Here is a 23978-nt window from a genome sequence, read left to right on the forward strand (position 1 = left end):
GGCCGTGGATGAAGCAGTGATCGCGGCGCCATCACCGCGCCGAAAGACCCTGGCGTATTTACGCTTTCGCAGATTCTCCTGCAGCCGCAGAGCTAAACCATGCCCTGGCCGTCGTCGTACTACTTGGGTGGTAATAGTTAGTGGGGTATATGCGTTTGCATATATAACGGCGGGTACTCCGCTGGCTCACTGAAAGGAACCACACCATGCAGAGGTTTACAGGCAAGTCAGTCATCATCACCGGAGCAGGATCAGGTCTGGGACGTGCCGCGGCACTCCAGATCGCCAAGGAAAACGGCAAGCTCACCCTTGTAGATCTGAACGCCACGGGCTTGGCGGAGACCGAGCGGGAGATCCGCGAGATCGCACCGGAAGCCGAGCTTCTCTCAGTGACAGCGAACGTGGCCGACGAGTCTGAGGTCCAGAGCTACGTGGCGCAGGCCCTCAAGCGTTTCGGAAGCATTGACGGTTTCTTCAATAACGCAGGAATTGAAGGCAAGCAGAACCTGACAGAGGAGTTCGGCTCGGAAGAGTTCGACAAGGTGGTCTCCATCAACCTCAATGGAGTGTTCTACGGACTCAAGCACGTACTTAAGGTGATGAAGGAACAAGGTTCCGGTGCCGTGGTGAACACTGCCTCGGTGGGCGGCATTCGCGGCGTCGGCAACCAGTCCGGCTACGCCGCCTCCAAACATGGGGTGGTGGGCCTGACCCGCAACTCCGCTATTGAATACGGCCAGTTCGGCGTACAGATCAATGCCATTGCTCCGGGTGCGATCATGACACCCATGGTTGAGGGCTCCTTGAAGCAGATCGACCCGGAAAACTGGGAAGAAGTGGGCCGCTCATTCGTGGAGCCAAACCCCATGAAGCGCTTTGGCAAGCCGGAAGAAGTAGGCCAACTTGTCGCCTTCTTGTTGTCCGGTGACGCCGGGTTCATCAACGCAGCAGTGGTTCCGATCGACGGCGGGCAGTCCTACAAGTACTGATGTGTAGCCTTCTGCCCTAGCCAGACTGAAACGGGCAAACTGGCCAGTAATACGGCGGCCCCGCAGTGAAACCACTGCGGGGCCCCCGTATTGCTGGGTGTGGGCCGCTAACTATCCCAGATCAACAACTTCGAACTCGAGCAGGTCCATGCCGCTAGCCACTGGTGCTTGGGCGGAGTGATCGTGGCCGGGCCGCTTAGCGCGCCGCGCCGCCGATTTCGGCGTGGCAACCCCGCTCATTGATCTGGTCCTGATCCAGTCCCGAGTCACCGAAGCAACCAGAGCCTGACGCGCGTGGGGCTACCGCTCGTATGAAGTAGACCTGCGCTGAAGTAGCCCACGGCTACGCACCTCTTCCTCAATAAGGTGCGTAGCCGGCGTCGTGCTTGATCCACAGCAAGGGGCTAACTCATGGTGCGCAGGGGCCCCAATTGCTTGTTGACCGTGGAGGGGTCGAAGGCTGTCGGGTCGATGTGCTGACCCTTGCGCAAGCCCAGCCATGAGCGGATGTTTGCGTGGTCGGGGTCGCTGGGATTTCTGGACGTGGCAAGTTTTTCCATCCAACCATGGGGCCCGAAGGAGTCCTCTTGCGGGGGATGACCGCTGCCGGCCACGCACAGCGGCAGAATTCCAGGAGCCTTTGCGGGAAGGATTTTCTCCAAGGTTATGGTGTGCTCCCAGTTGTCACCAAAATCGTAGGTGTACAGCAGTGTGTCCTTAGGGGCGTGTAAGAGGGTGTTCAACGCTACGCCCTCTTCATCGGCGGGAGGGTCACCCAAGTGCTCCGCTTCGGGGTCATCCGGAGCGTATCGGATTACGTTGGGGTGGGTGCCCAGCATGAACTCGTGTAGATGAGTTTCATTCCACGCGAAGAGATTTTGGATGATTTCGTGGAGCTCATCAAGGCCCAGCTCGGCGGGAACGGTGACGCGGCGCCAGACGCCAGGGGTGATCCCGTCAATCTGAATTTTCAGCTGGAACGTGGCCTGCGACGGCCCACGAGTCAGCCTAGACTGCTTCGCAATGTGCTTGTCCAAGAGCCCCAGAAGTTCTTCCACGGCGTGACGCAGAACCGGAGGGACAATGATGTGAGTATCTATCTCCACTAGTCCGTTGGCAGCGGCGTCTCGGATTCTTTCCTCAACAAACATCGCCGTGAACTTCTCGGGGCCAGTTGCCGGCCCCTGCCCGAAGACCTCAGATGTCTGCGGGGGATTGCCAGAAGCGGCAGCAGCAATGATTCCTGCAACCTGGGTCCGCACAGGGTTTTCCGGCTGAGAGTCGTCGTACGGAACTAAAGCGTCGTAGAGGAAGTAATAGGCCAGTATGGCGGCGTATCTGGCCCTATGGTCAGGGTCGCTTTGGAATCTTTGGCCGTGGCCGGTCAGTTTCACACGCTGACGGTCTACTTGAATCAACTCGGCCTCGGTCAGCACCTGCCAGTACTCCATTAAACGCGGCACCTGGGTCATTGACGTCACTTGGTTAGGTTCGCCGTCACCGGGCCTCGTGCTGCGGGTGGCTGCCCCGACGGCCTCCACCTCGACGCAGGCCGCAGCTCCCTGAATGTCTTTGCGGGGGAGCAACCCTGACGGGGTCGTTTTGCGGCCCTCTCCTATCCAGTCCAGAAGCGCCCCAACCCGGCGGACAAATACCAGTTCCGCGGCGGATTCGGCTGCTAGCTCAGCGGTTTGAGGTTGCCGGAACACGCGCTGAGCATACTTCGCATTGGCGGCCCGGGTTTCCTCGGGGGAAGTCATAGTGATTAGCTGAATCAGGTCATCACCGGTGCCAGTCCATGCTTGGGTTGTCATGAGGAATTTCACATAGCTATTGAGCGCCAGCGCTATGGATTTACGCATTTCCGGATGAAACCCGCCAGCCGAATCCAGAATCCTTGAGGTCATATCGACTTCGAGATTGGTTGCATCCGGTGCCTGAACGCTTTGGGCGTAGTTCTTGAAGAAGTCCTGGAGCAGGGAGATAAGCCAATCGACTTCTTCAGCATCTACACCAGCCTGAGTCATCCAGATCTTAAATCCTGGCAACACCGGAGCAAGTGCCCGCGCAGCAACGGCGTCGGCTAAGGACACCACGTTTGAGGCTTTGTTCGTGCCTGAGTTCGTGCCTGAGTTTATGCCTGAGTTTATGACCGTGGCTAAGCCAGCGCCTGTGCTTGATTCTGAGCCGCTGGCTTTGTCCGCGGCGGCTTTTGCTGGGTTGCCGAAACGGGATGATTTGCTGGGCTTGGACTTTTTGGCCATGGGTTCCTAAAGATAGGGACGGAGGGTCGTGTGGAACGCTAGCTGGACAACCGCAAGCCCGCACCTTTTCGCGAAAGGTGCGGGGCCGGCGTCGCGCTTGGGAAAGTGCTCGGGAAAGGTGCTCGTGAAAACACTTGGTGGAAAACGCTCAGTGAGAAAGGGATGTCAGTGAGCCTCTGGTAGATCCTGCGCAGCCGAACTCAGCCGAACTCAGCCGAACTCAGTCGAACTCAGCGGACTCGCCGAGTTAGTTGAACTCGCGCCGGGACCCACGGCTTGAACCGGCACGTCATCGCTGAGCATGTCCACCACATCGGCCCGGTAGGCAGGCGGAACCGAAACGAATTCGTCCACGATGACCAGGCCTTCATCGGCCCAGTGGGCAATGTTGGTTGCGATGGCCAGCAGATCCGGGTGGACCGAATCGGGCTCAGCCAACGCCTGGATCAACACCGCAGATTCCGGCGGCTCAACGGAAGAGCACTGCGTCAACCAGTCAGTCATTTCCAGCTGCCAATACTCCAGCTCACCCTCTTCGCCGTCCTCTTCACCGCTGTCAGAACCGGCCAAGGTCACCGTGAAAATGAACAAACCCATCAGTTCACGCATGGTCTCGATGACGTCGTCGTCGGACTCGGGATCGAGGGCTGGCTTGGTGACATGAAGCTGCCCCTCGGTGAAGGTAATCAGCCCCGTGACATCCAGCATTTCTAAGTACAGTGCAAGCCGGGCAGCACTACGGTCCTCGGCAGTGGTGAACTTCGCGGCATCACTCAGCAACCCCAAACCACTGTGGACCAGCGTGGCTGCGGCGCCTTCCGCATCAGCCAGCGCGTGGTCTTCATCGAGATCTCTACCGTCGCCAATCCACTCCAGCAAGGCCATGGTGTTCTGCCACAGGGGGGTCTTTGTCACGGTCTCAAGGATCTCTTCGGAGGAAAGCTCCGGGACAAAAACGTCTGCGAATTCGTAGTCCTCAGGGGCCCAATCACTCTCGGCGGGATTTACACCCGTTCGCGCGAGCTCGCTTTGGACCGCGTCTAGATCCTCAGCGTGCCCGGTCCAGAGTTTGGCCTGCGTCAAATAATCAACGTAATCCCGCACGCCCGCACGCAACGTCAAAACTCCCAGCGGGTTTGCATGACTGGTGACCTCCATGACTTCTTGAACAGCGGCAGGATCCAAATTTGTGGGGTCGGTGTGGGGCTCCAGCATGCGGTACATGTCAAAGAAATCGTCCAAGATCGCCAGGCTCATATCGATTGATGTGTCCGGGCGGCTCTGCGCTTCCAACCACGCTACGAACCCTGGCGAGAGTGATTCCATGGCTCGGTCCAAGCGAGCCTCGAGAGAGGGGCGGTTGACCGAACGGGTGGCGGCGTCGGCGCTGGCTTTGGCAGGGTTGCCGAATCGGGACTTCTTGGTCTTCTTGGCCACTGGATTCCTTGGTGTCGGCGTGATGAGACCCCTTAACCGTAGCCGCACTGACTCTCAAGTGCCCGCGGCCCACCTCAGTCCAGCCGGACCGGGATCAATTCTGCCCCGCCCCCCACATCCGCCCCCGCTCTACTGGGCGCGGTTGTGGGGGACTAGCCCGGAAACCCAGCGCCATCAGCTCCGCATCGAGTACTCCCGCCACCGCTCTCGCGCAGTGGAATCCAGCGCCGCCTCGACCCAGCGGCCCATGCCAGCGTATGCCTGTTCCCTAATTTTGGCCGGGGACAAGAAAACGTCATGAAAGGCACCAGGAATTCTGTGTAGCGTCACCTTCGACCCCAGATCCGGAGCCCGTGTAGCAACCGTGTCCACATTCAAAACCACATCCGCGGCCAGTGCAGTAGAGGACCATTTTGGCTGCAGATAGCTTTTATCGGAGAGCATCACCAGCACCGGAACCTCGAGCCCCAACCCTTGCGCCACATGCGCCTGCCCTTGAAAAATAGCGTGCAGGAACGACGCCGTTACGGGAAATCCGCGGTCCGGCCGCCACTGCGATTCATACTCCCATTCGCCGTCGAACAGCTTGGAAACGGCCCGCGTGTAGAACCCAGGATCGATCGAGGGAAAAGGAACCATCGGCCTGAACTTGGTACGCGCCTGAATCAACGGCGCCACCATGGCCCGGCCCACCTCACTAGCCTGGAATTCCAGCCACGGACTATTAAGCACGACGGCGGCTGCCGCACCCGGGTGCCGCGCGGCCCACAGGCTCAAGGTCAGACCGCCGGCCGAATGACCCAACAACACCAAAGGGCGTTCTCCACTGGGTTCGGGTGTTTCCTCAACACGCTCCCGCCCGGTCAAAGCATCAAAGGCCGCACTGAGTCGGTGCCGGGCCTCATCCAAGAAAGCCATCTCAAAACTGCTCTGCTCAGCCTCCTCATCGTGACCGTCTATGGCGGGGCCGTCTACGGCTGTGCCTTCCGCAATTGTGCCGCCCACGACTGAGGGCTGAACCCCGGCACCATTCTCAGCCCTACGCCCAGCCAGGCTCACTTCGGGGACCACGCTGCGCCCCATAGCCGCAAGCGCGGCGGCGATGTCGTCGTCGTACTCGGTGAGGGAGGAAACTTGGCCGGGAAGCAGGCCCGGACGGAGACTGCGGCCATAGTTGTGCAGGTCAAGGGCATAAAATTTCGCGCCCGCACGGTGCCAGAAATCGGCCAGTTCGTGTTGGAAAAAGTAGTCGGACCAGCCGTGCACGTAGAGGATGTCAACCCCAGCGAGCACAGGGGAGGCCCCCGGTGGCGCCTCGCCAACGCGCCGGATCAGCGTGGCGGGCGATCCGGCAGGTAGGTCCAGGGTCAGTTGCTCAAAGTTTGGGCCGAGGACATCTTGCTGCCATGAGGTCATGCTTCGATGGTAGCCGGAGCAGGCCTAGAAGCAGTTGTATCCTGATGATGCGCCCTCTGTGCGGCCAGTTTTTGTGACTGTGAGGTTTGCATGACGTTGGCATGTGCGAGAAAGGTGAGGACATGGCTCTCTGGCAGGATTCTTTTCACGACTGGGCCCACGCTTGGGCTTCTTTGCAGGACGTGGAGTCAACCGTGGCCGGCGCCGTGGTCACGATCGGGACGCAGCAGGTGATGATGTGGCCCGGTGATGGCTCCGCATTTGAGTCAGTTCCTGCCGACACCGAACTGGTTTTGGTCACCGATGATCCCGCCGGGGCCACCGAATTTGCCCGGTCGCAGGTGCTTCGCGCCATTTCCTCCAACGTGCTGTTGTGCGCCGAGACAGAGGACCTAGATTTGGTCCCGAACTTGCCGGCAGATGCTTACCTTGCCGAAGCTCCCATGGAGAATTACGACGTTGTTGAAGTGGCACTTTTTGACCGGCCGGTGGCTAGGGGGCGAATGAGCCTAGGCGTGGAGCTGGCTGTCATAGCCGCTCTGGTTGTCGAAGACGGACAGGATGAGCACATCCCTGTATTCGAGCAGGCCATGGTGGCAGGATTGGGCGAAGAAGCATTCACCCACGGCGCCCATACGCTGTACCTGATCGCTGGGCCGGAACAGGCTGAGCGTTTTACCGCCGTTGAAGGCTGGCGCAAAGTGGCGGATGTCCTGACTTTCGCTCGGTAACGCCGAGCCACTGGGGGCGGGTGGGCAGAAAATGCTGGACATGGCAGAATAGAGGGTGGCCCGGGTGCAGACGGGTCCAGTGATAATACAGCCGGCCGGGCCCTGCGGGGTGCGGCATGAGCGAACCACTTAGCTATAGAAATTTGAGACTGAACATGTCCCCGCTGCAAAGCAACGCTTCGGCAACCCCTCTTAAAACCACTTCGAGCACGGCCTTTGCCGCTGTAGGAAGCCGCTATTTCGGCATTCTCTTGGCATGCATGGCTGTCATTGTCATCCTGTCCAACATTGGCGCCTCCAAGGGTGTCCAATTTGGCCCAATCATCACCGACGGCGGCTTTTTCCTCTTCCCGTTCGCCTACATTCTGGGCGATGTAATTAGTGAACTTTACGGTTTCAAGGTCAATCGTAAGGCCGTGCTGACCACGTTTGCGCTATCCATTTTTGCATCCCTCAGCTACTGGGTGATCATTCTTCTGCCTGGATTCACCGACGATTACGGTATCGCTAAGCAACAAGCGCTTGAAGATGCGCTGGGCCCGGTGCCGCAGATTGTGCTGGCCAGCCTCCTGGCATTCTTGGCGGGGCAGACCGTTAACTCCTGGATCATGGTTCGCCTGAAGGCACACCACGGGGAGCGGAAACTGTGGATCCGGCTCATGGGCTCCAGTGGTGCCGGCGAGTTCCTGGACACCCTGATTTTCTGTGCCATAGCGGCGCCGGTTATCGGGATCGTAGGCTTCGGAATGTTTGCGAACTACGTGTTGGTGGGCTTCTTGTACAAGGTGGGCGTGCAGTACGCGCTTATCCCGTTTACCTCGATGGCGATCGCCTGGTTTAAGCGCAACGAACCGACGTACCAGGCTGCGCATTCTGACTGACTGACGCTGCTACCTACGCTGCTGTAACTTCGGCGGGCGTTTGCGTGAAAAGACGGAGTTCTACGACCGTCTTTTCACGCAAACGCCCGCCGAACTCGTTTATTCGTCGACGCGTTTCCCGTCGAGGCGCCTAACGCTTGGGGTAGTAGCGGCGCAGCGTCTCGGCCTTGAACTCGAAGAACGTGCCGTCCTCAATGGCGAGCCGAGCGTCGTCGACCATTTTCACCACAAAGCGTTCGTTGTGGATGGAGACCAGGGTAGAGGACACCATTTCCTTGGCCTTGAACAGGTGGTGGATATAGGCGCGCGTGTAGTTCTCGCAGGTGTAGCAATCGCATTCCTCGGACAACGGCGTGAAGTCGCGCTTGTACTTCGCGCCGGAGAGGTTGAAACGGCCATCCGGGGTGTAGAACGCGGAGGTGCGGGCCACCCGGGTGGGGGAGACACAGTCGAAGGTGTCGGCGCCGTTTTCAATCGCGGTGAAGATGTCATCCGGCTCTGAAATACCCAGCAAGTGGCGGGGTTTGTTCTCCGGAAGTTCTTCGGCGCACCAGCGCACAATGGTGCCGAGATTTTCCTTCTCGAGGGCACCGCCAATGCCGAAGCCGTCAAAGTTCATCTCGCCGAGATCGTGCGAGGCCTTGCGGCGAAGGTCTTCGTATTGAGCACCCTGGATCACGCCAAAGAGCGCCTGGTACGGCTTGCCGGTGCGTTCCTCAGTGAGGCGGAAGTGTTCCTCGATGCACCGCAGCGCCCACAAACGCGTACGTTCCAGCGACATTTCCTGGTATCCGCGGGAGTTCAACAGCGTGGTCAGCTCGTCGAAGGCGAACATGATGTCGGCACCGATTTGGTGCTGAACCTGCATGGAAACCTCGGGGGTGAAACGGTGCATGTCACCGTTGAGGTGGGATTTAAACCAGACACCGTCGTCGTCAATGTGGGCCAAACGCTCCTTGCCCACGGCTACGGAATCGTCGGCGCCGGCATGCGGTGAAGCGGCCACGGCATCCATGTTGATGACCTTCTTGAAGCCCGAACCGAGGCTCATGACCTGGAATCCGCCGCTGTCGGTGAAGGTTGGGCCCTGCCAGTTCATGAACGCGCCGAGGCCACCAGCGGCATCCAAAATGTCAGCTCCAGGCTGCAAGTACAGATGGTAGGCGTTAGACAGTAAGGCCTGAGCGCCCAGATCTTTCATCGCTTCCGGCAAGACAGCCTTCACCGTGGCCTTGGTCCCCACAGCAATGAATGCGGGGGTTTTAATGGTCCCGTGAGGGGTGGTGATGACGCCGGTACGGCCCTGAAATTCGCCGCCGTTTTGTGCAATGGCTGCTGGTGTTGGTGCGCACGTTTCGTTCAGGCGCGTGGTGACTTCAAAGCCAAATTCAGCCTGCGACGCCGGACGGCTGGGTGTTCCGGGTGCAGCAACGGGTGCGGGGACAAGAAGATCAGTGGCATTTTCTGGGGAAGGCATTCCTCCATTTTGCCAGTCTTTGTTAGCGGTTGACTCCGAAGGTGTCCAAGGCAACCAGCCGCACACGCACGCACCGCTGAAACGGACCTTCTGTGATGGCAGGTTATTCGTCCGGGTAGTGCTTTTCCATGAATGCGTCCCACTGATCGCCGATCGCGTCAAGACTCGCCGCACCGAGCCCGTAGGTGGAGGCAATGATCTGGGCGCCCGGATGTTCCCGAACTCCGTCCAGCGGAGCTTGTTCGGAGATGATCAACAACCCGTCACCGTGTTCTGCGTAGGCCTCCACCGTCAAGCCCACTTGGGTCTCATTGCGGTACCAGACCTTGCCGGTCAGTGTGGCTCCGGTATTCAAGGTGACCTCATAGGGTTGGCCCGGTTCTGGAAGCCAGCCCGTGTCTATGCCCAACGCGTGCCATAAATTGCTGTGAGCTTCGCTGGTGCCGTCGACAAAAACGGTCCGCCTAGCGGTTCTGGGATGACGTTCCAGTGCGAACTTGAGTTGCTGCAAAAACATGGACCAACCTGAGGTGATATCGGCGTCGTACTTGGTCCATTCGCCGATCGATTCACCACGCGTCAAGGTCAAAAGCGTGCCGTCGGCCCGGGGCTCAAGGGTGAAAACATCCCCCATTTCCAGCTCCAGGCGCAGGTGGTCATTGCTTTCTCGCACGTTGGTGTGGAAGATCTGTTGGATCTCGGTGTCGAGCCCCTCCATCTCCCAGCCATGCCATTGGGCGGTCCGGGCCGGCTCGCGCAGCATGAGCCACACTTGTTCGGCATCGGCGTTGACAAGGACTGAGAGCTGAGTGGTCGCCATGACAGGTAATCTACGCTGGATCAGCTGAACCGGCTAGCGTTCATCCCGGAACGAAGCTGTAACAAAATGTGAACGAATCCCGAACAGGCCCGGAACCGCTTAGCGGCCCAGCCCTGCGTAGGAGATCGCCTGACGTACCAATGCGCCGCGGCCTCCCACAAATTCTTCCTGCACACCGGGGCTGAGAACCTCTTCAGGTGTCATCCAGGTCAGTTCCAGAGCGTCCTGACGGGGTTCGCATTCTCCCGTCACGGGGATGACATAGACCAGGGCCACCGCGTGCTGGCGTTCGTCGGTGAAACCTGTTTGCGACGGGGACGGCAGGTATTCGGCCACCGTAAACGGCACCGGGCTGACGGGCAGCTGCGGGAAAGCGAGCGGCCCCAAGTCCTTTTCAATGTGACGGATCAGCGCGGCACGAATGGTCTCGCGGTACAGCACGCGTCCGGAGACCAGGGTGCGGACCATGGAACCGTTCTCGTCGGCTTGCAGCAGCAGGCCAACCTCGTTGACATAGCCCAAGGGATCGAGCCGCACGGGAACGGCCTCAACATAGACCATGGGAAGCCGGTTTCGGGCCTCGTATAGGTCCTCAGGGGACAACCAGCCGGGATACGGATCAGGGGTGCGCACGCTCATATCTAAGTTCTACCCCATCCGCGGCCCGCGCGCTTCCCGCCGCCCCCGAAAATTCTCAGGATTCGCTCTCGGCACCAAAAGTGAGCATCTGAGCATGATGCTCTATTTCAAGTTCGACGCCGGTCACCGACCCTTTCGCTGTGGCCACGAAGCCGCCATTCTTGGCCCGGAATAGGGCTCCACCGTCTGGGTTGTCTCGCACGAACTTAGCGCCGATGTTTTCCAGCACCTTATTCGCCGCAGCGAGATCCGGCGTGCGCCAGATAGCTGTCACGGATGATGGAGCGCAAGGGTCGGCATCAGGTTCGGGCAAACGCAGATCCCCGGAGGCGGCCAGCTCAAAACTGAAACCGTCCGGCGCGGTGACCCGGGCGCCGGTGTTTCCCGGACCATTCAGCTCGGCGTGAGTGCCGTCTTCGAGCGTACGGCGAACAAAGATCGCACAATCACGCACCTCAAAAGCCAACGAAGTGCGGAATCTGACCTTGGCGGGACTATCCACTGGCGCGCGATGCAACACCACCTTGCCGTTGCCGGAATCGAACTCGGCCCAGTCGTCGTCGTTCTCTAGAGTGCTCAAGCCCAGTCCCTGCAACTGCGCGAGAGTCTGTTCGAAATTCGAGGTCAGAATGATGGGGCGGATGCGCAGCATGGTTCTCCTTGTGGTTCTTTCAATGCCCCCAATACTAATGTTGAGCCATGGTTGAACTTCCTGAACTCTTGGTCCCGGACGCTGCTGCATGGCGTGCGTGGCTGACCGAACACCACACGGCAAGTCCGGGTGTGCGGTTGGTGCTGCACAAAAAGGGTGGCACTGTCACGGAGTTGGACTACGCCGCAGCGCTTGCGGAGGCCCTGTGTTTTGGATGGATTGACGGAGTGGTGGGCAAGCGTGACGAGCATTCTTTTGTGCGCCGTTTCACGCCCCGCACCAAGGCCAGCAAGTGGTCCAAGATCAATGTGGGGCACTACGAGCGGTTGACAGCGGCGGGCCTCATGCAGCCGGCCGGGGTGGCAGCGGCAGATGCTGCCAAAGCTGACGGTCGCTGGGAAGCCGCCTACGCCGGATCGGCCACGATCGAGGTGCCGGCAGATTTTGCCGCAGCCATCGCCGCTAACCCGGACGCTGCGGCCATGTTTGAAGTCCTCAGTTCCACCAACCGGTACGCGTTCCTGCATCGCATTGCCAACGTCAAAACGCAGACAGCCCGGGACGCAAATATTGCCCGGTTCGTGGCCATGCTGGCGGCGCACGAGACACCCTACCCGCAGAAGCGACGCCCGGAATAGCTACGAGAAGGGCTCTCCCGGCCTGAAGTGCTACTCGTCTAGATGGCTGCGGCAGCGTTCAGGATGGTCCAGCGCTGGATGGCCGCCGAGAGAATCTCCGGGTGCTCATTGGCAACGGTGGATGCCGTCTCCTGGATGAGTTCCTCCACCATGGCCCGAGAGTGCGCCGGGAGCCTTTCCTCCTGAACGGCGAGGGCCAGGTAGCGGCAGAGGATGCCTGTGAACAGGCTGCCATCACCGCCTGGTTCTAGGCGCAGGCCTTGACCGGGGGTGTGCAGATGGCGGCCGATGGCATCGATCAGGGTCGCCGCGTCGATGAGATCCTGGGGACGGCCCAGCTTGAGTAGTGCTCCGAGAATTGGCCCCTGGTTGTAGGTGTAGATAGCGGCTTCCACATCACGTCCCAACTCTGGGTCGCGGTCAGCGGTAGAAGGGTGGATGCCATCCAAATAGAGCCCGGTTTCCGCGTCGAAAAGCTCGGTACGCAACCAGTCCGCCACCGCCCCGGCAATCTGAAGCTCCCCGAGCCGGGCAAAGTGTGCCGCGGCAGGGCCGTTGACTGGCGTGTTTTTGTAATCACGTTTGCGGGACCAGTAGAGGCCACCACCTAGTACTGGGTCATGGGCTTTGTGGAGCTGCTTGGTGAGAGAACGAACAGCAAATCGGGCCAGCCTCGCGGGCTTGGACGTCAGCTGGAGCGAGAGCTCATTGAGCCGTGTAGCTGCGAGCGCCAGCCAGGCCATGTCGTCGTAGTAGTGGTTGGGGAAACGGAAGAAATTGCGGATCAAGATGCCGCGCAGTAGGGCCTTGCCGAGCTGTAATTCCCTCCGGGCGTTGTCCGAATCGTCCTGAGCTAGCGCGTGGTAACCGGTGTCAACAATCGCGTCGAGGTAGTGCGATTGCCACCAGTAATGCCATTCAGACCAAGGCATTCCGGACCAAAGGAAGGCACGCTTTTCCGGAGTGGCGGAGCGGGTTGTCAGGGACCCTATCCATGTGCCGGGCAAGCCCATGAGCCGGTGGCCGAAGCGAGTATTCACCTCAGCAGCAGCCTCAGCGGCAAGCACCGACCAATTCTTGGCGGGCTGTGGTTCTCCGGCGTGTGTGTCGAGGCCTGTCATGCGTTCAAGCCTACGTCTCGCAGTGACTGCTTTGTTGGGCTCCGGGGAGAGAGCTAAGCCTTGAGCGCATTCATCCGGAACCGAGACTGGGCAGGCTCAGGATCACTGACCCTGTGGCGGCACTGGTGGACCGTTCTGAGACACGGACTGGAGCAGATGATGGCCAGCTCCCACCGTCTGCATCATGAGAACAAACTTTGCCCTCAAAATTTCCTGCGTAAGAGAAAAGCAAGAGCGGATCAGCCTGATGGGCGGCGCTCTTTGGGCGGGCAAGAGATCGCGGCGGCCACGCAAGTCAAGGATCTATTGTAAATAAAAGCGGCTACAATTAAAAGCTACAAATTACGGTCACACAAAGCTATGCTTGTCTTATGGTGCCGAAATGGTTGGGATCAAGTGAGAAGCATGGAGTGCCCAAGGGGGACCAAATTCATGCGATCCTGAACGCGAGTTTCGCCACGGAACTTGTTGGGGAGGCGCAGGATGGCCGCATCATGCTTTACATCGGTGCGGCACACGATCAGACCGATCGGGAGCTAGAAATTCTCGTGCACGAGTTCCCAGAAACCGGCCGAGAAGCTATTATCTTCCACGCCATGGAACTTGGGCCCAAGTTCCGGCGCTTACGAGAGGAGAGCTAGAGATGACTGGACAAGAGATCGACTACAACGCACTCACCGAAAAGTTGCTCGGCGATGCCCTTCTGTACACCGGAGAAGCGAGGCTGCACGGTGACGCGGCCGCCGCTGCTGGGCGTGCCCTGTTGCTGGGTGAATACGGCAGTGACAAGGCAATAAACCAGGCTATCCGTTCAGGCCGACCCCGCGTCGGCGATGCCAAGCGTGGCCCCTCCCCAGTAGTTCGCGGCCGCATCGCCGATAGCGATTATGCGTCGCTGGCGAAGGTGGGGCAGCTGACAGGGAAGAGCGAAAGTGCGCTGGTTCGCGAAGCTATTCAGATGCTCCTGCAGAAGTATCAAGTAGCTAGCTGACAAGCTATCCGGTCATTGTCTGCTGACCTCTTTGCTCCAGTCTCTTTTGCCCCAGTCTCTCTACGGCCCGGTTCACCGGGATTGCCTGCTCATAGCGGACTCCGGCGTCGGCCGCGGTCCATACTCCCTGCGCCGCAGACAGCGCTGAACTCCTGGACCGGCGGTCACGGGGGAATTTCGGTTAGTATTCATTAACGCAAGTTTGCTGTGCCAGCTGGGGCAGCATGCACCTCAACGAGGAGGAACCATGGACATTTTTGAAAACGGCACCGTTTCACTCATTACCGGAGGCGCCTCGGGGCTAGGGGCCGCAACGGCGCGGCGCCTGCATGCGGGAGGGTCCGCCGTCGTGCTTGTGGATCTGCCCAACTCCAAGGGTGCCGAACTCGCCGAGGAGTTGGGGGAGCGGGCCGTGTTCGCTCCGGCCGATGTCACCAACGAAGATCAGGTGCGTGCCGCCATCGAAGCTGCCGCTGATTTGGGCACACTACGGATCGTGGTCAACTGTGCCGGAGTTGCAACTCCAGGAAAAGTGCTGGGCCGCGAGGGAGTACTGCCGCTGGAGCAGTTCAGCCGCGTGGTTCAGATCAACTTGATCGGCACCTTCAACGTGGTTCGGCTGTGTGCCGAAGCCATGGCCGCTGCCGACGCGCTGGAGGGTGAGTTTGGTCCCGAGCGCGGCGTCATCGTAAACACCGCCTCTGTTGCGGCCTTTGACGGGCAGATCGGTCAGCCAGCCTACGCAGCATCCAAGGGTGCCGTAGCTGCCATGACGCTGCCCATCGCCAGGGAATTGGCCCGTTCCCAAATTCGGGTCATGACCATTGCCCCTGGCATCTTCGAAACTCCCATGTTGGCCGGGCTGCCGCAAGCCGCGCAAGACTCACTCGGGCAGCAGGTCCCCCACCCCTCGCGGCTGGGGAAACCGGCCGAATACGCGGCACTCGTGGAGCACATTGTCGCCAACGCCATGCTCAACGGCGAGACCATCAGGCTCGACGGCGCCATTCGGATGTCGCCGAAATGAGCAAGCCGCACAGGGCTGTCCCGGCCACTGCACTGCCAGCCGCGGACTTCTACGATTTCGAGGCACTGCTCAGCGCCGCGGAAAAAGCCAAGCTGGCGCAGCTGCGCGAGTTCTTGGCCGCGGAAGTGGCCCCGCACGCCGTCGGCTGGTGGAACGATGCGCAGTTCCCCGAACATATCCTGCCCAAGATCGCCGCGCTGGACCTGGCTGCCCCGGACCGGCGCGAGTTCAGCCATCTATTCACCGGCCTCGTGGTTGCGGAGATGACCCGGGTAGACACCTCGCTGGCTACATTTTTTCTGGTCCACCATGACCTCTTCGTCCAAGCGTTGCTGGATTTTGGCACCGATGAACAGCGTGAGCGGCTGCTCCCGGACGCACTCGCGCTGCGCACCACCGGCGCCTTCGCCCTCACTGAGCCGGACCACGGCAGTGATGTGGCCGGCGGTATGGAAACTACCGCTCGTCACATCACGGACGACGCCGGCAGTTACTGGGTGCTCAACGGCGCCAAGCGCTGGATTGGCAATGGGACGTTTTGCGACCGGGTGTTGCTGTGGGCGCGGGATGCTGACACCGGGCAGGTGCGTGGCTTCTTGCTCGACGCCACAACTGACGGCGTGGTGCGGGAAAAGATTGAAAACAAGATTGCCCTGCGTACCGTGCAAAACGCGCATATCACCCTGAACGAGGTGCGGGTGCCTGACACGGACAGGATCGTGACGGTCAATTCCTTTGAGGACACCAATCACCTCTTGCTGGGATCGCGGATTTCTGTGGCTTGGCAGGCCGTGGGCCAGCAGCTCGCTGCCTTTGATATTGGCCGCGCCTACGCCTTGGAACGCCAGCAGTTTGGCAGGCCTATTGCAGCGTTCCAAATGATTCAGTCGCAGTTGGTGAGGATGCTGGGTAACGCCACCTCCTCATTGGCCATGATGGTGCGGATCGCTGGACTGCAAGATGGGGCAAGTGCAAGTGCAAACGCAAGCGCAAGTACGGAAGCGACTATGGCGCAGGTGGCGCTGGCCAAGGCACACACCACGGCGGCCATGCGCGAAACCGTGTCGCTGGGCCGCTCTATTTTGGGCGGCAATGGCATCGTCAGCGACTACGGCATGGCGAAGGTCTTTGCCGACGCCGAAGCCATCTACACCTATGAGGGATCACACGAGATTAATACGTTGATCACAGGACGTGCCATCACAGGTATCAGCGCCATCGTTTAGGCGGGCCAAGCGGTGTATACGAAGATCACCGTGAGTTTATGCGTCGGGCCTAACTCTCACGGTGCGCATAAGCGTTTATGCGCACCACTCACATTCAGTCCGGTGCATAAACTCACGGATCGACGGCGCTGGCTACTTCCGAGGGTCGCGCTCGCCGGCGTCAATGGCTACGTCCAGGGAGTTGCCGGTAACGGGTGCGGGGCAGGTGCCGTAGTCGGTGAAGGCGCTGGGATAGTTGATGGCGCGGTTGAAATCAATCACCACAGACCCGTCCGGACGGGGCCTGGTGAGTTCCACCTTGCGCCAATGAGAGGTAGAAACCTCATTGCTGGCGTCATGGAAGGTGAGTACCAGTGATCCCAAACCGCCTTCTTCAGCGGCCAAGCTGTACTGCTTCCCGTTGAGCTCAAAGGACACTTCACCCACCAGCTCTGCAATTCCGGGAACCAGCGGGTTGGCCGTATCAATCACCGCGCGGCGGGGAGTATCCCAGCGCTCAAAAGTTCCCGTCACCACCAGAGCGGGATCGTAGTCAAAAACGGGCACGCCAGAGTAATTTGTGAGGACAGGGGAGGCGGAATCCCGGGTCCGGATCATGTAGCGGTTGGCGCGCATACCCAGTTCCACCACCACAGAACCCCACGAAACCCACATGAGCGATTGCTCATCGGCGAGCTCTGCCGCGATGGTTCCTACCACCGTTTCGCCGCTTTCCACCAGCGTCAGGTTCTCCTCGGCAGTGGCGGTGAGGGACGCCGTCGTACCTTCAAAACTCCACAAGCCCGGGACACCGGCAAGGGTGGTCGGTGAGGAAGGGAGCCAGTGGAAGGAGGTCAGTGTGAGCCAGCCGTGATCGTCAGCCAAGGAGGTATTGCGCCCGGTTCGGAAGCGTTCCCAGCGTTGGGTGAGGCGGTCCAGCTCGGCAGCGGTGGTGGCGCTCATGGTGCTCCTTCGGGTGCGTGGATAAATCACTGTCAAGTGCAACGGGAGGCTGCGGGCGCATATTCCGATGGCGAACAGGAGGAGGAAAGCGGTTGGGGAGGCGGGTGGTGATGGAAGAATGAGGATATGGCATCGAACGCAGATTTCAACAAGGACATGACACGATTCCCGCTGGGAACCGCAGCGGCAGTGGATCACGAGCGCACGGAATTGGTTTTCACGCGGCATTACGCAGCGGCACCGGAGGATCTTTGGGCCATGCTGACCGAGCCGGAGAAGACCCCTCAGTGGTGGGCTAAGGTGCGTGGTCAGGCGAAGTCGGGGTCCTCTTTTGATCTGAAGTGGCTCAACGTCAAAGACGAAGGGCACGGGATTGAAACTGACTGGTGGAATGGCCGTGTGGTTAACGCGGAGGCGCCACGGCTGCTGGAAATTTCCAACTCCATGCATGGGCGGATCCGGATCGAGCTAACGCCTACTGGACTGGGCACCCAGATGACGTTCACCAACACGGTGGCAGTGCCGGCGGAGGTGGTGCTGATGTCGCTGGCTGGCTGGCACGTACATCTTGACCACCTGCACGATGCTCTTGAAGGGAAAAGTGTTGACTGGCAGCACTGGTGGGATGATTTTTACCCCTGCTGGGAGCAAATTCATGCCACGTACCAAGCTGGCCAACCGTAAATACCTTCGCAACTATGTGAGACGGACTGGCGCCTGCTACGGATGCCAACGTAGGATCCAACAGGCCCGCTATTGGGCCAACACCGTATTCAACGCCGCATACGAGCACCCCAGAATCACAGACCGTAAGGACAATGACTCATGAGCTCAGATTTGCAAGCAAGCCCTCAGGACACCCAGAACTTGGAGAACCCGGCACTCTCGGCGACCCCGGAGAACCTGGCAGCCCCGGCAGAAGACCAGGAGCAGGACACCGATTTGCGCGCCGATGTGCGCCGCGTCAGCACCCTTTTAGGTGACTCCTTGGTCCGCCAACAGGGTCCGGAGCTGCTCGCCTTGGTGGAACAGGTTCGCCTGCTGACCAAGGAATCCAAGGAAGCCGCCCGCGGCGAGTCCGGCACCGGGCCGTGGAGTGCCAACGACGTCGCAGAACAGGTCCGCGAAGTCCTCGCCTCCCTGCCGCTGGAGCAGGCCACCGATCTGGTCCGTGCCTTTGCGTTTTACTTCCATTTGGCCAACGCCGCCGAGCAGGTTCACCGCGTCCGCAGCCTGCGCTCCCGTCCGGAAAAAGACGGTTGGCTGGCCAAGGCCGTCACCGAAATCGCTGAACAGGCCGGCACCGAGGCGCTGCAGAAGGTGGTCAACGAGCTCGATGTTCGCCCCATCTTCACCGCTCACCCCACTGAAGCATCACGGCGTTCGGTGCTGGATAAGATCCGCAAGCTCTCTGACATCTTGGCCACCCCGTCAGAGGAAGGCAGCACTGCTCGGAGCCGTCAGGACCGCAAGCTCGCTGAAATCATTGACCAGATGTGGCAGACCGATGAGCTGCGCAAGGTCCGCCCCACCCCCATGGATGAAGCCCGCAACGCCATCTACTACCTGCGCAACATCCTCACCGACGCCATGCCGGAGGTGCTGACCGAGCTCAGCGACCTCCTCGGCGAGCACGGCGTTTCCTTGCCGGCCGACGCCGCCCCGCTGCGCTTTGGCTCCTGGATTGGTGGCGACCGCGACGGCAACCCGAACGTGACACCCGAGGTCACCCGGGACGTGTTAATCCTGCAAAATCAGAACGCTGTGCGGATCTCGATCGTCCTGATCGATGAGCTGCTGACCGTCCTCTCCAACTCCAGCTCCCTCTACAGCGCCGATGCTGCCTTGACGGAATCCATTGCAGCGGATCTAGCTAATCTGCCCGGCATTGACCCGCGCATCTTGGAACTCAACGCCGAAGAGCCGTACCGTCTCAAGCTCACCTGCATCAAGGCCAAGCTGTTCAACACCCAAAAACGTGTTGCCGCTGACGCCTACCATGAGCCTGGCCGCGACTACAGCGCCACCTCCGAGCTCATTGCCGATCTGGAACTGCTGGAAGTTTCATTGCGCAACAACTCGGCCGCGCTGGTGGCCGACGGCGCCCTCGCCTCGGTGCGCCGCGCCATCTCATCGTTCGGCCTGCACCTGGCCACCCTCGATATCCGCGAACATGCCGACTACCACCACGACGCCGTCGGCCAGCTCATGGACCGCGTGGGCGAACTCAGCACACCGTACGCCGAGCTTGACCGGGCTGCGCGTTTGGCCGTTTTGAGTACTGAGTTGGCCAGCCACCGTCCGCTCTCCGGTCACCCCATTAAGCTCGACGGCGCAGCGAACGGCACGTACGACGTCTTCCGTGTGGTGCGCCGCGCCTTGCGCACGTACGGTCCGGACGTCATCGAGACGTACATTATTTCCATGACCCGCGGCGCCGACGATGTTTTGGCACCTGCCGTACTGGCCCGTGAGTCCGGATTGGTGCAGCTCACCGGCGAGAACCGCTACGCCAAGATCGGCTTTGCTCCGCTGCTGGAAACCGTTGACGAGCTGCGTGCTTCGGCCGAAATTGTGGACCAGTTGCTTTCTGACCCGTCCTACCGCGAATTGGTTCGCCTGCGCGGGAACGTCCAAGAGATCATGCTCGGTTACTCTGATTCAAATAAAGAATCCGGTGTGCTGACCAGCCAGTGGGAGATCCACAAAACCCAACGCAAGCTGCGCGATGTTGCCATCAAGCACGGCGTGAACGTGCGCATGTTCCACGGCCGCGGCGGTTCCGTAGGCCGCGGTGGCGGACCCACCTACGACGCCATCATGGCCCAGCCCAACGGTGTTCTGGAAGGCGCCATCAAATTCACCGAACAGGGTGAGGTCATCTCCGATAAGTACTCGCTGCCGGAACTGGCCCGCGAAAACTTGGAGTTGTCTTTGGCCGCCGTTATGCAGGGTTCGGCCTTGCACCAGGCACCGCGCCATTCCGAGGATGATCTGGGTCGCTTCGGCGAGACCATGGAAGTCATCTCCGATGCCGCCTTCGGCACTTACCGGACGCTGATCGACCACGAGGACCTGCCGGCGTACTTCCTGGCATCCACCCCGGTGGAGCAGCTCGGTTCGTTGAATATTGGCTCACGCCCGTCCAAGCGTCCTGATTCGGGCTCCGGTTTGGGCGGCCTGCGCGCTATCCCGTGGGTGTTTGGCTGGACCCAGTCACGGCAGATCGTGCCAGGCTGGTTCGGGGTAGGCTCCGGCCTGAAGGCAGCCCGTGAGGCCGGGCGCTCCGCTGATTTGAAGGAAATGCTGGAGCACTGGCACTTCTTCTCCTCCACCATCTCCAATGTGGAAATGACGCTGGCCAAGACCGATATGGACATCGCCGCCCACTACGTGCGCACGCTGGTGCCGGCTGAATTGCAGCACCTGTTCGCCGTCATCCGTGCCGAATTCGATCTCACGGTGGCTGAACTCCAATTGCTGACCGGTGAGAGCGAATTGCTGGATAACCAGCCGCTGCTGAAGCGCTCCTTGACCGTTCGCGATCAGTATCTGGACCCGATCTCCTACCTGCAGGTGGAGCTGTTGCGCCGCGTCCGCGAGGCTGATATCACCAAGTCCGAGGTGGATGAGCGCCTGCAACGGGCCATGCTGATCACCATCAACGGTGTGGCTGCCGGCCTGCGCAACACGGGGTAATCCTCCTGTTCGCCCGTTATTTCGGATAAAGACGGCGCTTGCGGGAAAAGACACCGGTAGACGGCTGTCTTTTCCCGCAAGCGCCGTCTTTTTTGCGTGGCGGGCGCCGCCGATAGGCTGGAGACATGCCTTCCTTCCGCGCCACCATTCAAATCACCGGCCTGCGTCCCGGCCACGCCCCCGAAGAAGTCATGGACATGGCGGTTGCTGCTGTGGGTTCGGCGCACGTGGTTGAGGCCAACCAGCTGGACATCGTGGCTGGCATCCCGCGCATCACCGTCCGCTTCATGGTGGAGGCCAGCGAGTACGACGCCGAGAACCAGCTTGCCCGTCACGCCGCCATCTCCTTGGCTCAGGGAGTCAACGAAGTGGCCACCACGGGTGACTTGCGCACCTACCGCCGCTCGGCCGGGAAGTGGCTCACCGTCTAATTTTTCTAGGGCAATATGACACCCAAAACCCAGTAATTCCCGGCTTGAAATAGATTGTGACGCAGCTCACAGCAGATTGACCGTGACGAAGTTACCTTTCGGTACGCCTTACTTGTGTAGGCGCCAATCGGCTCCGAGCTTGAAGACAACTGACACGAAGAACTTCGGGAGTGATTACTTTGACTACTCAGCCTCAGATCAAGAACAACGCATCAGGCAATAACGCTTCAGGTAACAGCGCCAGCGCCAACACCAGCGCAAACGCATTAGGCAAGCAGACGGTCACCAGCCGCGGCACCACTACGGTTGCGGATGGCGTGGTAGCCAAGGTTGCCGGCATCGCAGCTCAGGATATCGCGGGCGTCTACGCTCTCGGCGGTGGAGCAGCACGCGCCTTGGGTAGCATCCGCGAAGCCGTGGGGCAGAAGGATCTGACTCAGGGCGTCAGCGTCGAGGTCGGGCAGACCCAAGTGGCAGTGGATGTGACACTCGTGGTGGAATACCCGCATCCGCTGCAGAAGGTGGCAGACGCTGTGCGGGACGCCATCTATGCTGCCGTTGAAGACGTGGTTGGCATGGAAGTGACAGAAGTTAACGTCTCCATCACCGACATCCACATCCCGTCCGAGGACGATGAGCAGCCTGCTGCGAACAAGCGCACCCACGGCGCTGCCGACGATCAGGTGCACCAGCGCGAAACCCGCGTCTCATGAGTGCCACTTTGGCAGGTACGGCAATAGCCGCCACCCTCGCTATCTCGGCTTTGGCCTTCGGATTTTGGGGCATGCTGCTGGTTGCTCTCTTCATGGGTGTAGGCGCAGTGATCGGGCGCAGCATTGACGGCAGCCTGGACCTACGAGGTGCCATTGACGCCCTTCGCGGGAAGCGCACGTCCTCATGAGTGCCGGCACGCTGGAGATTAAGGGGCTGGCGCAGCAATCCACTGTGCGCAGCAGCCCACAACTGCGTGCCGGGTACACCAGCATTTCCGCCGGCACCATGGAGAAGTTGGTAGCAGCTATTGCAGCTGACGCCTTCAACGTTCCACTCAAGGACGTGCGGGCCGGGGTGCACGACGAATCGGGGCAAGTTAGCGTCTCGCTCGCCGTGCCCTTGACGCTCCGCCCCGGCGCAGAGTTCAACCGGACTAGTGGACTGAACGGCCGCAGCGGACTGAACACTGGCGCTGATGCAGCAGATGGTGCTGGCATGAATGGTGGCACCGTGTTTGAGCGGGCCGCCTCGGGCCGGCAACGTATTGCGCAAGGCATTGAGGCGCTGGCTGGCTCAACGGTGGGCCGGGTAGATGTCCGTTTCACCGGTATTCATGAGCCAGATCAAAGGAACGCAGGGAGGGTCCAATGAGTGATGAACAAGCGCGTGAGGCGCGGATCATCAAGAGGCTGAACATGCGTGAAACTCGTTCCAGCCGGGCGGCGGTGTCCATCACGGGCGCGGCGGTTTTGTTGGTGGTGACACTGTGGCTGGCTCTTGAAATGGTGCTCTCGGCAACACAGAATTTACCAGTTTTGATGAGCCCTGCAGAGCTGGCTCGACGTTTCGCGTCGCTGGCAACGCAGCTTGTCCCCGGGGCACTTGTTGTTGCGGGCGTGGCTGCTGCATTGCTAGGGATCTTCCTGATGGCTATGGCGGTGCTGCCAGGAACTAAGGCTCGGCACATTATTGCCAATAACCGCTCGGCAGTTGTGGTTGACAATGCTGTTCTCGCGTCGGCGCTCTCCCGGGCTGCCCGCACAGCGGCGCACTTGGCTCCTGAACAAGTGGCCACAAGTGTCAGCCGGAAACGCATTGACGTGAGCGTCCACCCCAGCTCAGGCCGGGCCGTGGACACCGACTCCATCAAGGAAACCGTGGCACGTGAAGTGAAGGCCTACGGGCTGAGCAAGCCTCTGGATGTTGGCGTGAGTACCAGCACGGCGGTGGGTTCATGAACGGGACCCGTCGCGGTGTGAACCGAGCATTGTTGGGGGTGTTCGGATTGGTCCTTGCCGCGGTAGGAGCCATCGCCATCTTGGCTGGCACTAGCCCGGTATTCGCCCAACGCTGGACAGCTACTGGTACCGATCTTTGGGCCAGAATCCGAGACAACTTAGCTGCCGCCAAGATCCCTGGCGCAGACGTTAGCTGGTGGAGCGTGGGAGTTCTTGCCGCGCTCGTCCTCGTGGCCGTGTTGCTGGTGTGCTGGATCGCCTCACAGGGCACCGGCCGCAGTAACCAGTTGGCTCAACAGAAGACCGCCGAAGGCAAGACCACCGTGGACACTGCCGTGGCGGCTCAAGCCATCAAGGCTGCGCTGGCTGATAACACGCAGGTCTTGGCGACGTCCGTACAGTCTTGGAATAACAAGTCTTGGACCACTAAGTCTTGGAAAAACACAAGCGGCGGTAGCAACTCCGGGTTGAAGATCAGCATCCAAACCCGGAAAGGTGCCTCACCTGTAGAGGTGATGGCCGCCGTCGAACATCTGGTAGAGGGCCTGGATCATCTTCTAGGTTTCCGCCTACCTGTGCTGGTCCGTATCAAGGCCGGCACACGCTCACTCTTTGCCCGCACAGAACGCGTGGCATAAACAATCG

27 protein-coding genes are annotated in these 23978 nt (G+C 60.2%); 17 read left to right on the forward strand and 10 right to left on the reverse strand.

Translation table 11 applies throughout. The features are described from left to right. Positions 1 to 206: 206 nt before the first annotated feature. Positions 207 to 989: an SDR family oxidoreductase gene (locus ACX80D_RS10185; RefSeq protein WP_459322550.1), complete on the forward strand. Its 783-nt coding sequence runs from the start codon at positions 207 to 209 to the stop codon at positions 987 to 989. 111 nt (positions 990 to 1100) lie between these two features. Here the strand turns inward: ACX80D_RS10185 and ACX80D_RS10190 are convergent, their stop codons facing one another. Together ACX80D_RS10190 and ACX80D_RS10195 are read right to left on the reverse strand one after the other, a co-directional pair. Further along, positions 1101 to 1229: a hypothetical protein gene (locus ACX80D_RS10190; RefSeq protein WP_459322551.1), complete on the reverse strand. Its 129-nt coding sequence runs from the start codon at positions 1227 to 1229 to the stop codon at positions 1101 to 1103. A gap of 164 nt (positions 1230 to 1393) precedes the next feature. Then, positions 1394 to 3085 (reverse strand): plasmid pRiA4b ORF-3 family protein, encoded by a 1692-nt coding sequence (locus ACX80D_RS10195; RefSeq protein ID WP_459322552.1) that lies wholly within the window; start codon positions 3083 to 3085, stop codon positions 1394 to 1396. A gap of 16 nt (positions 3086 to 3101) precedes the next feature. Here ACX80D_RS10195 and ACX80D_RS10200 point away from each other — a divergent pair, with 16 nt between their 5' ends. Next, positions 3102 to 3263: a hypothetical protein gene (locus tag ACX80D_RS10200; protein WP_459322553.1), complete on the forward strand. Its 162-nt coding sequence runs from the start codon at positions 3102 to 3104 to the stop codon at positions 3261 to 3263. A 200-nt stretch (positions 3264 to 3463) separates the two neighbouring features. Here ACX80D_RS10200 and ACX80D_RS10205 read toward each other — a convergent pair whose 3' ends face one another. Both ACX80D_RS10205 and ACX80D_RS10210 read right to left on the reverse strand, forming a co-directional pair. Next, on the reverse strand, positions 3464 to 4690 hold the full coding sequence (locus tag ACX80D_RS10205) for a hypothetical protein (protein WP_459322554.1): 1227 nt from the start codon (positions 4688 to 4690) through the stop codon (positions 3464 to 3466). 174 nt (positions 4691 to 4864) lie between these two features. Continuing rightward, positions 4865 to 6106: an alpha/beta hydrolase gene (locus ACX80D_RS10210; RefSeq protein ID WP_459322555.1), complete on the reverse strand. Its 1242-nt coding sequence runs from the start codon at positions 6104 to 6106 to the stop codon at positions 4865 to 4867. Between the two features lie 122 nt (positions 6107 to 6228). On the opposite strand from ACX80D_RS10210, the gene ACX80D_RS10215 reads away from it, so the two are divergent. Both ACX80D_RS10215 and ACX80D_RS10220 read left to right on the forward strand, forming a co-directional pair. Further along, positions 6229 to 6837 (forward strand): hypothetical protein, encoded by a 609-nt coding sequence (locus ACX80D_RS10215; RefSeq protein ID WP_459322556.1) that lies wholly within the window; start codon positions 6229 to 6231, stop codon positions 6835 to 6837. 155 nt (positions 6838 to 6992) lie between these two features. After that, the gene (locus tag ACX80D_RS10220; RefSeq protein WP_459322617.1) at positions 6993 to 7718 is read left to right on the forward strand and encodes a queuosine precursor transporter; all 726 of its coding nucleotides are present in this window, start codon (positions 6993 to 6995) and stop codon (positions 7716 to 7718) included. Positions 7719 to 7848: 130 nt separating this feature from the next. Here the strand turns inward: ACX80D_RS10220 and tgt are convergent, their stop codons facing one another. The 4 genes from tgt to ACX80D_RS10240 form a co-directional block, all read right to left on the reverse strand. Next, entirely contained in the window at positions 7849 to 9195 is a 1347-nt protein-coding gene (gene tgt / locus ACX80D_RS10225; RefSeq protein WP_459322557.1) for a tRNA guanosine(34) transglycosylase Tgt, read from the reverse strand. A gap of 103 nt (positions 9196 to 9298) precedes the next feature. Then, entirely contained in the window at positions 9299 to 10015 is a 717-nt protein-coding gene (locus ACX80D_RS10230; RefSeq protein ID WP_459322558.1) for an SRPBCC family protein, read from the reverse strand. Between the two features lie 99 nt (positions 10016 to 10114). Beyond that, on the reverse strand, positions 10115 to 10654 hold the full coding sequence (locus ACX80D_RS10235; RefSeq protein ID WP_459322559.1) for an NUDIX hydrolase family protein: 540 nt from the start codon (positions 10652 to 10654) through the stop codon (positions 10115 to 10117). Between the two features lie 55 nt (positions 10655 to 10709). Then, positions 10710 to 11306, reverse strand: a complete 597-nt coding sequence (locus ACX80D_RS10240) for a VOC family protein (protein WP_459322560.1) — start codon at positions 11304 to 11306, stop codon at positions 10710 to 10712. A gap of 47 nt (positions 11307 to 11353) precedes the next feature. Between ACX80D_RS10240 and ACX80D_RS10245 the strand changes: the two genes are divergently transcribed. Beyond that, on the forward strand, positions 11354 to 11944 hold the full coding sequence (locus ACX80D_RS10245; RefSeq protein WP_459322561.1) for a YdeI/OmpD-associated family protein: 591 nt from the start codon (positions 11354 to 11356) through the stop codon (positions 11942 to 11944). Positions 11945 to 11982: 38 nt separating this feature from the next. On the opposite strand, the gene ACX80D_RS10250 is transcribed toward ACX80D_RS10245, so the two are convergent. Further along, on the reverse strand, positions 11983 to 13065 hold the full coding sequence (locus ACX80D_RS10250; RefSeq protein ID WP_459322562.1) for a glycoside hydrolase family 76 protein: 1083 nt from the start codon (positions 13063 to 13065) through the stop codon (positions 11983 to 11985). 371 nt (positions 13066 to 13436) lie between these two features. Here ACX80D_RS10250 and ACX80D_RS10255 point away from each other — a divergent pair, with 371 nt between their 5' ends. From ACX80D_RS10255 to ACX80D_RS10270, 4 genes are all read left to right on the forward strand, one after another. Beyond that, positions 13437 to 13706 carry a hypothetical protein gene (locus ACX80D_RS10255; RefSeq protein WP_459322563.1) on the forward strand — a complete coding sequence of 90 codons (270 nt, stop codon included), beginning with the start codon at positions 13437 to 13439 and terminating at the stop codon, positions 13704 to 13706. Positions 13707 to 13708: 2 nt separating this feature from the next. Beyond that, a complete protein-coding gene (locus ACX80D_RS10260; RefSeq protein ID WP_459322564.1) occupies positions 13709 to 14056 on the forward strand; it encodes a hypothetical protein in 348 nt (115 codons plus the stop codon). A gap of 247 nt (positions 14057 to 14303) precedes the next feature. Then, positions 14304 to 15083: an SDR family NAD(P)-dependent oxidoreductase gene (locus ACX80D_RS10265; protein WP_459322565.1), complete on the forward strand. Its 780-nt coding sequence runs from the start codon at positions 14304 to 14306 to the stop codon at positions 15081 to 15083. Beyond that, positions 15080 to 16309, forward strand: a complete 1230-nt coding sequence (locus ACX80D_RS10270; protein WP_459322566.1) for an acyl-CoA dehydrogenase family protein — start codon at positions 15080 to 15082, stop codon at positions 16307 to 16309. The genes ACX80D_RS10265 and ACX80D_RS10270 overlap by 4 nt, the downstream gene beginning before the upstream one ends. A gap of 132 nt (positions 16310 to 16441) precedes the next feature. Here the strand turns inward: ACX80D_RS10270 and ACX80D_RS10275 are convergent, their stop codons facing one another. Then, positions 16442 to 17251, reverse strand: a complete 810-nt coding sequence (locus ACX80D_RS10275; protein WP_459322567.1) for a DUF1684 domain-containing protein — start codon at positions 17249 to 17251, stop codon at positions 16442 to 16444. 126 nt (positions 17252 to 17377) lie between these two features. Here ACX80D_RS10275 and ACX80D_RS10280 point away from each other — a divergent pair, with 126 nt between their 5' ends. The 8 genes from ACX80D_RS10280 (at position 17378) to ACX80D_RS10315 (ending at position 23971) form a co-directional block, all read left to right on the forward strand. Next, positions 17378 to 17935 carry an SRPBCC family protein gene (locus ACX80D_RS10280; protein WP_459322568.1) on the forward strand — a complete coding sequence of 186 codons (558 nt, stop codon included), beginning with the start codon at positions 17378 to 17380 and terminating at the stop codon, positions 17933 to 17935. A gap of 141 nt (positions 17936 to 18076) precedes the next feature. Continuing rightward, entirely contained in the window at positions 18077 to 20950 is a 2874-nt protein-coding gene (gene ppc, locus ACX80D_RS10285) for a phosphoenolpyruvate carboxylase (RefSeq protein WP_459322569.1), read from the forward strand. A gap of 125 nt (positions 20951 to 21075) precedes the next feature. Beyond that, the gene (locus ACX80D_RS10290; protein WP_459322570.1) at positions 21076 to 21381 is read left to right on the forward strand and encodes a hypothetical protein; all 306 of its coding nucleotides are present in this window, start codon (positions 21076 to 21078) and stop codon (positions 21379 to 21381) included. A gap of 179 nt (positions 21382 to 21560) precedes the next feature. Then, complete coding sequence (locus ACX80D_RS10295) at positions 21561 to 22094, forward strand: Asp23/Gls24 family envelope stress response protein (protein ID WP_459322571.1); 534 nt, start codon at positions 21561 to 21563, stop codon at positions 22092 to 22094. Then, positions 22091 to 22282, forward strand: a complete 192-nt coding sequence (locus ACX80D_RS10300; protein ID WP_459322572.1) for a DUF2273 domain-containing protein — start codon at positions 22091 to 22093, stop codon at positions 22280 to 22282. The genes ACX80D_RS10295 and ACX80D_RS10300 overlap by 4 nt, the downstream gene beginning before the upstream one ends. Then, a complete protein-coding gene (locus ACX80D_RS10305; protein ID WP_459322573.1) occupies positions 22279 to 22746 on the forward strand; it encodes a hypothetical protein in 468 nt (155 codons plus the stop codon). The genes ACX80D_RS10300 and ACX80D_RS10305 overlap by 4 nt, the downstream gene beginning before the upstream one ends. Continuing rightward, complete coding sequence (locus ACX80D_RS10310; RefSeq protein WP_459322574.1) at positions 22743 to 23333, forward strand: hypothetical protein; 591 nt, start codon at positions 22743 to 22745, stop codon at positions 23331 to 23333. Before ACX80D_RS10305 ends, ACX80D_RS10310 begins: the two co-directional genes overlap by 4 nt. Further along, positions 23330 to 23971, forward strand: coding sequence for a hypothetical protein (locus ACX80D_RS10315; RefSeq protein WP_459322575.1), 642 nt, complete (start codon positions 23330 to 23332; stop codon positions 23969 to 23971). The genes ACX80D_RS10310 and ACX80D_RS10315 overlap by 4 nt, the downstream gene beginning before the upstream one ends. The last annotated feature ends 7 nt before the right edge of the window (positions 23972 to 23978 follow it).

Source organism: Arthrobacter sp. Sr24 (assembly GCF_054511175.1).

Bases quoted from the DNA above. Each gene is read 5' to 3' on its own strand.
- ACX80D_RS10280 (WP_459322568.1), top strand. From the start codon at position 17,378: ATGGCATCGAACGCAGATTTCAACAAGGACATGACACGATTCCCGCTG.
- ACX80D_RS10220 (WP_459322617.1), top strand. From the start codon at position 6,993: ATGTCCCCGCTGCAAAGCAACGCTTCGGCAACCCCTCTTAAAACCACT.
- ACX80D_RS10235 (WP_459322559.1), bottom strand. From the start codon at position 10,654: ATGAGCGTGCGCACCCCTGATCCGTATCCCGGCTGGTTGTCCCCTGAG.
- ACX80D_RS10310 (WP_459322574.1), top strand. From the start codon at position 22,743: ATGAGTGATGAACAAGCGCGTGAGGCGCGGATCATCAAGAGGCTGAAC.
- tgt (WP_459322557.1), bottom strand. From the start codon at position 9,195: ATGCCTTCCCCAGAAAATGCCACTGATCTTCTTGTCCCCGCACCCGTT.
- ACX80D_RS10300 (WP_459322572.1), top strand. From the start codon at position 22,091: ATGAGTGCCACTTTGGCAGGTACGGCAATAGCCGCCACCCTCGCTATC.
- ACX80D_RS10185 (WP_459322550.1), top strand. From the start codon at position 207: ATGCAGAGGTTTACAGGCAAGTCAGTCATCATCACCGGAGCAGGATCA.
- ACX80D_RS10260 (WP_459322564.1), top strand. From the start codon at position 13,709: ATGACTGGACAAGAGATCGACTACAACGCACTCACCGAAAAGTTGCTC.
- ACX80D_RS10230 (WP_459322558.1), bottom strand. From the start codon at position 10,015: ATGGCGACCACTCAGCTCTCAGTCCTTGTCAACGCCGATGCCGAACAA.
- ppc (WP_459322569.1), top strand. From the start codon at position 18,077: ATGAGCTCAGATTTGCAAGCAAGCCCTCAGGACACCCAGAACTTGGAG.
- ACX80D_RS10245 (WP_459322561.1), top strand. From the start codon at position 11,354: ATGGTTGAACTTCCTGAACTCTTGGTCCCGGACGCTGCTGCATGGCGT.
- ACX80D_RS10255 (WP_459322563.1), top strand. From the start codon at position 13,437: ATGGTGCCGAAATGGTTGGGATCAAGTGAGAAGCATGGAGTGCCCAAG.
- ACX80D_RS10275 (WP_459322567.1), bottom strand. From the start codon at position 17,251: ATGAGCGCCACCACCGCTGCCGAGCTGGACCGCCTCACCCAACGCTGG.
- ACX80D_RS10305 (WP_459322573.1), top strand. From the start codon at position 22,279: ATGAGTGCCGGCACGCTGGAGATTAAGGGGCTGGCGCAGCAATCCACT.
- ACX80D_RS10215 (WP_459322556.1), top strand. From the start codon at position 6,229: ATGGCTCTCTGGCAGGATTCTTTTCACGACTGGGCCCACGCTTGGGCT.
- ACX80D_RS10240 (WP_459322560.1), bottom strand. From the start codon at position 11,306: ATGCTGCGCATCCGCCCCATCATTCTGACCTCGAATTTCGAACAGACT.
- ACX80D_RS10210 (WP_459322555.1), bottom strand. From the start codon at position 6,106: ATGACCTCATGGCAGCAAGATGTCCTCGGCCCAAACTTTGAGCAACTG.
- ACX80D_RS10265 (WP_459322565.1), top strand. From the start codon at position 14,304: ATGGACATTTTTGAAAACGGCACCGTTTCACTCATTACCGGAGGCGCC.
- ACX80D_RS10290 (WP_459322570.1), top strand. From the start codon at position 21,076: ATGCCTTCCTTCCGCGCCACCATTCAAATCACCGGCCTGCGTCCCGGC.
- ACX80D_RS10250 (WP_459322562.1), bottom strand. From the start codon at position 13,065: ATGACAGGCCTCGACACACACGCCGGAGAACCACAGCCCGCCAAGAAT.
- ACX80D_RS10190 (WP_459322551.1), bottom strand. From the start codon at position 1,229: ATGAGCGGGGTTGCCACGCCGAAATCGGCGGCGCGGCGCGCTAAGCGG.
- ACX80D_RS10270 (WP_459322566.1), top strand. From the start codon at position 15,080: ATGAGCAAGCCGCACAGGGCTGTCCCGGCCACTGCACTGCCAGCCGCG.
- ACX80D_RS10315 (WP_459322575.1), top strand. From the start codon at position 23,330: ATGAACGGGACCCGTCGCGGTGTGAACCGAGCATTGTTGGGGGTGTTC.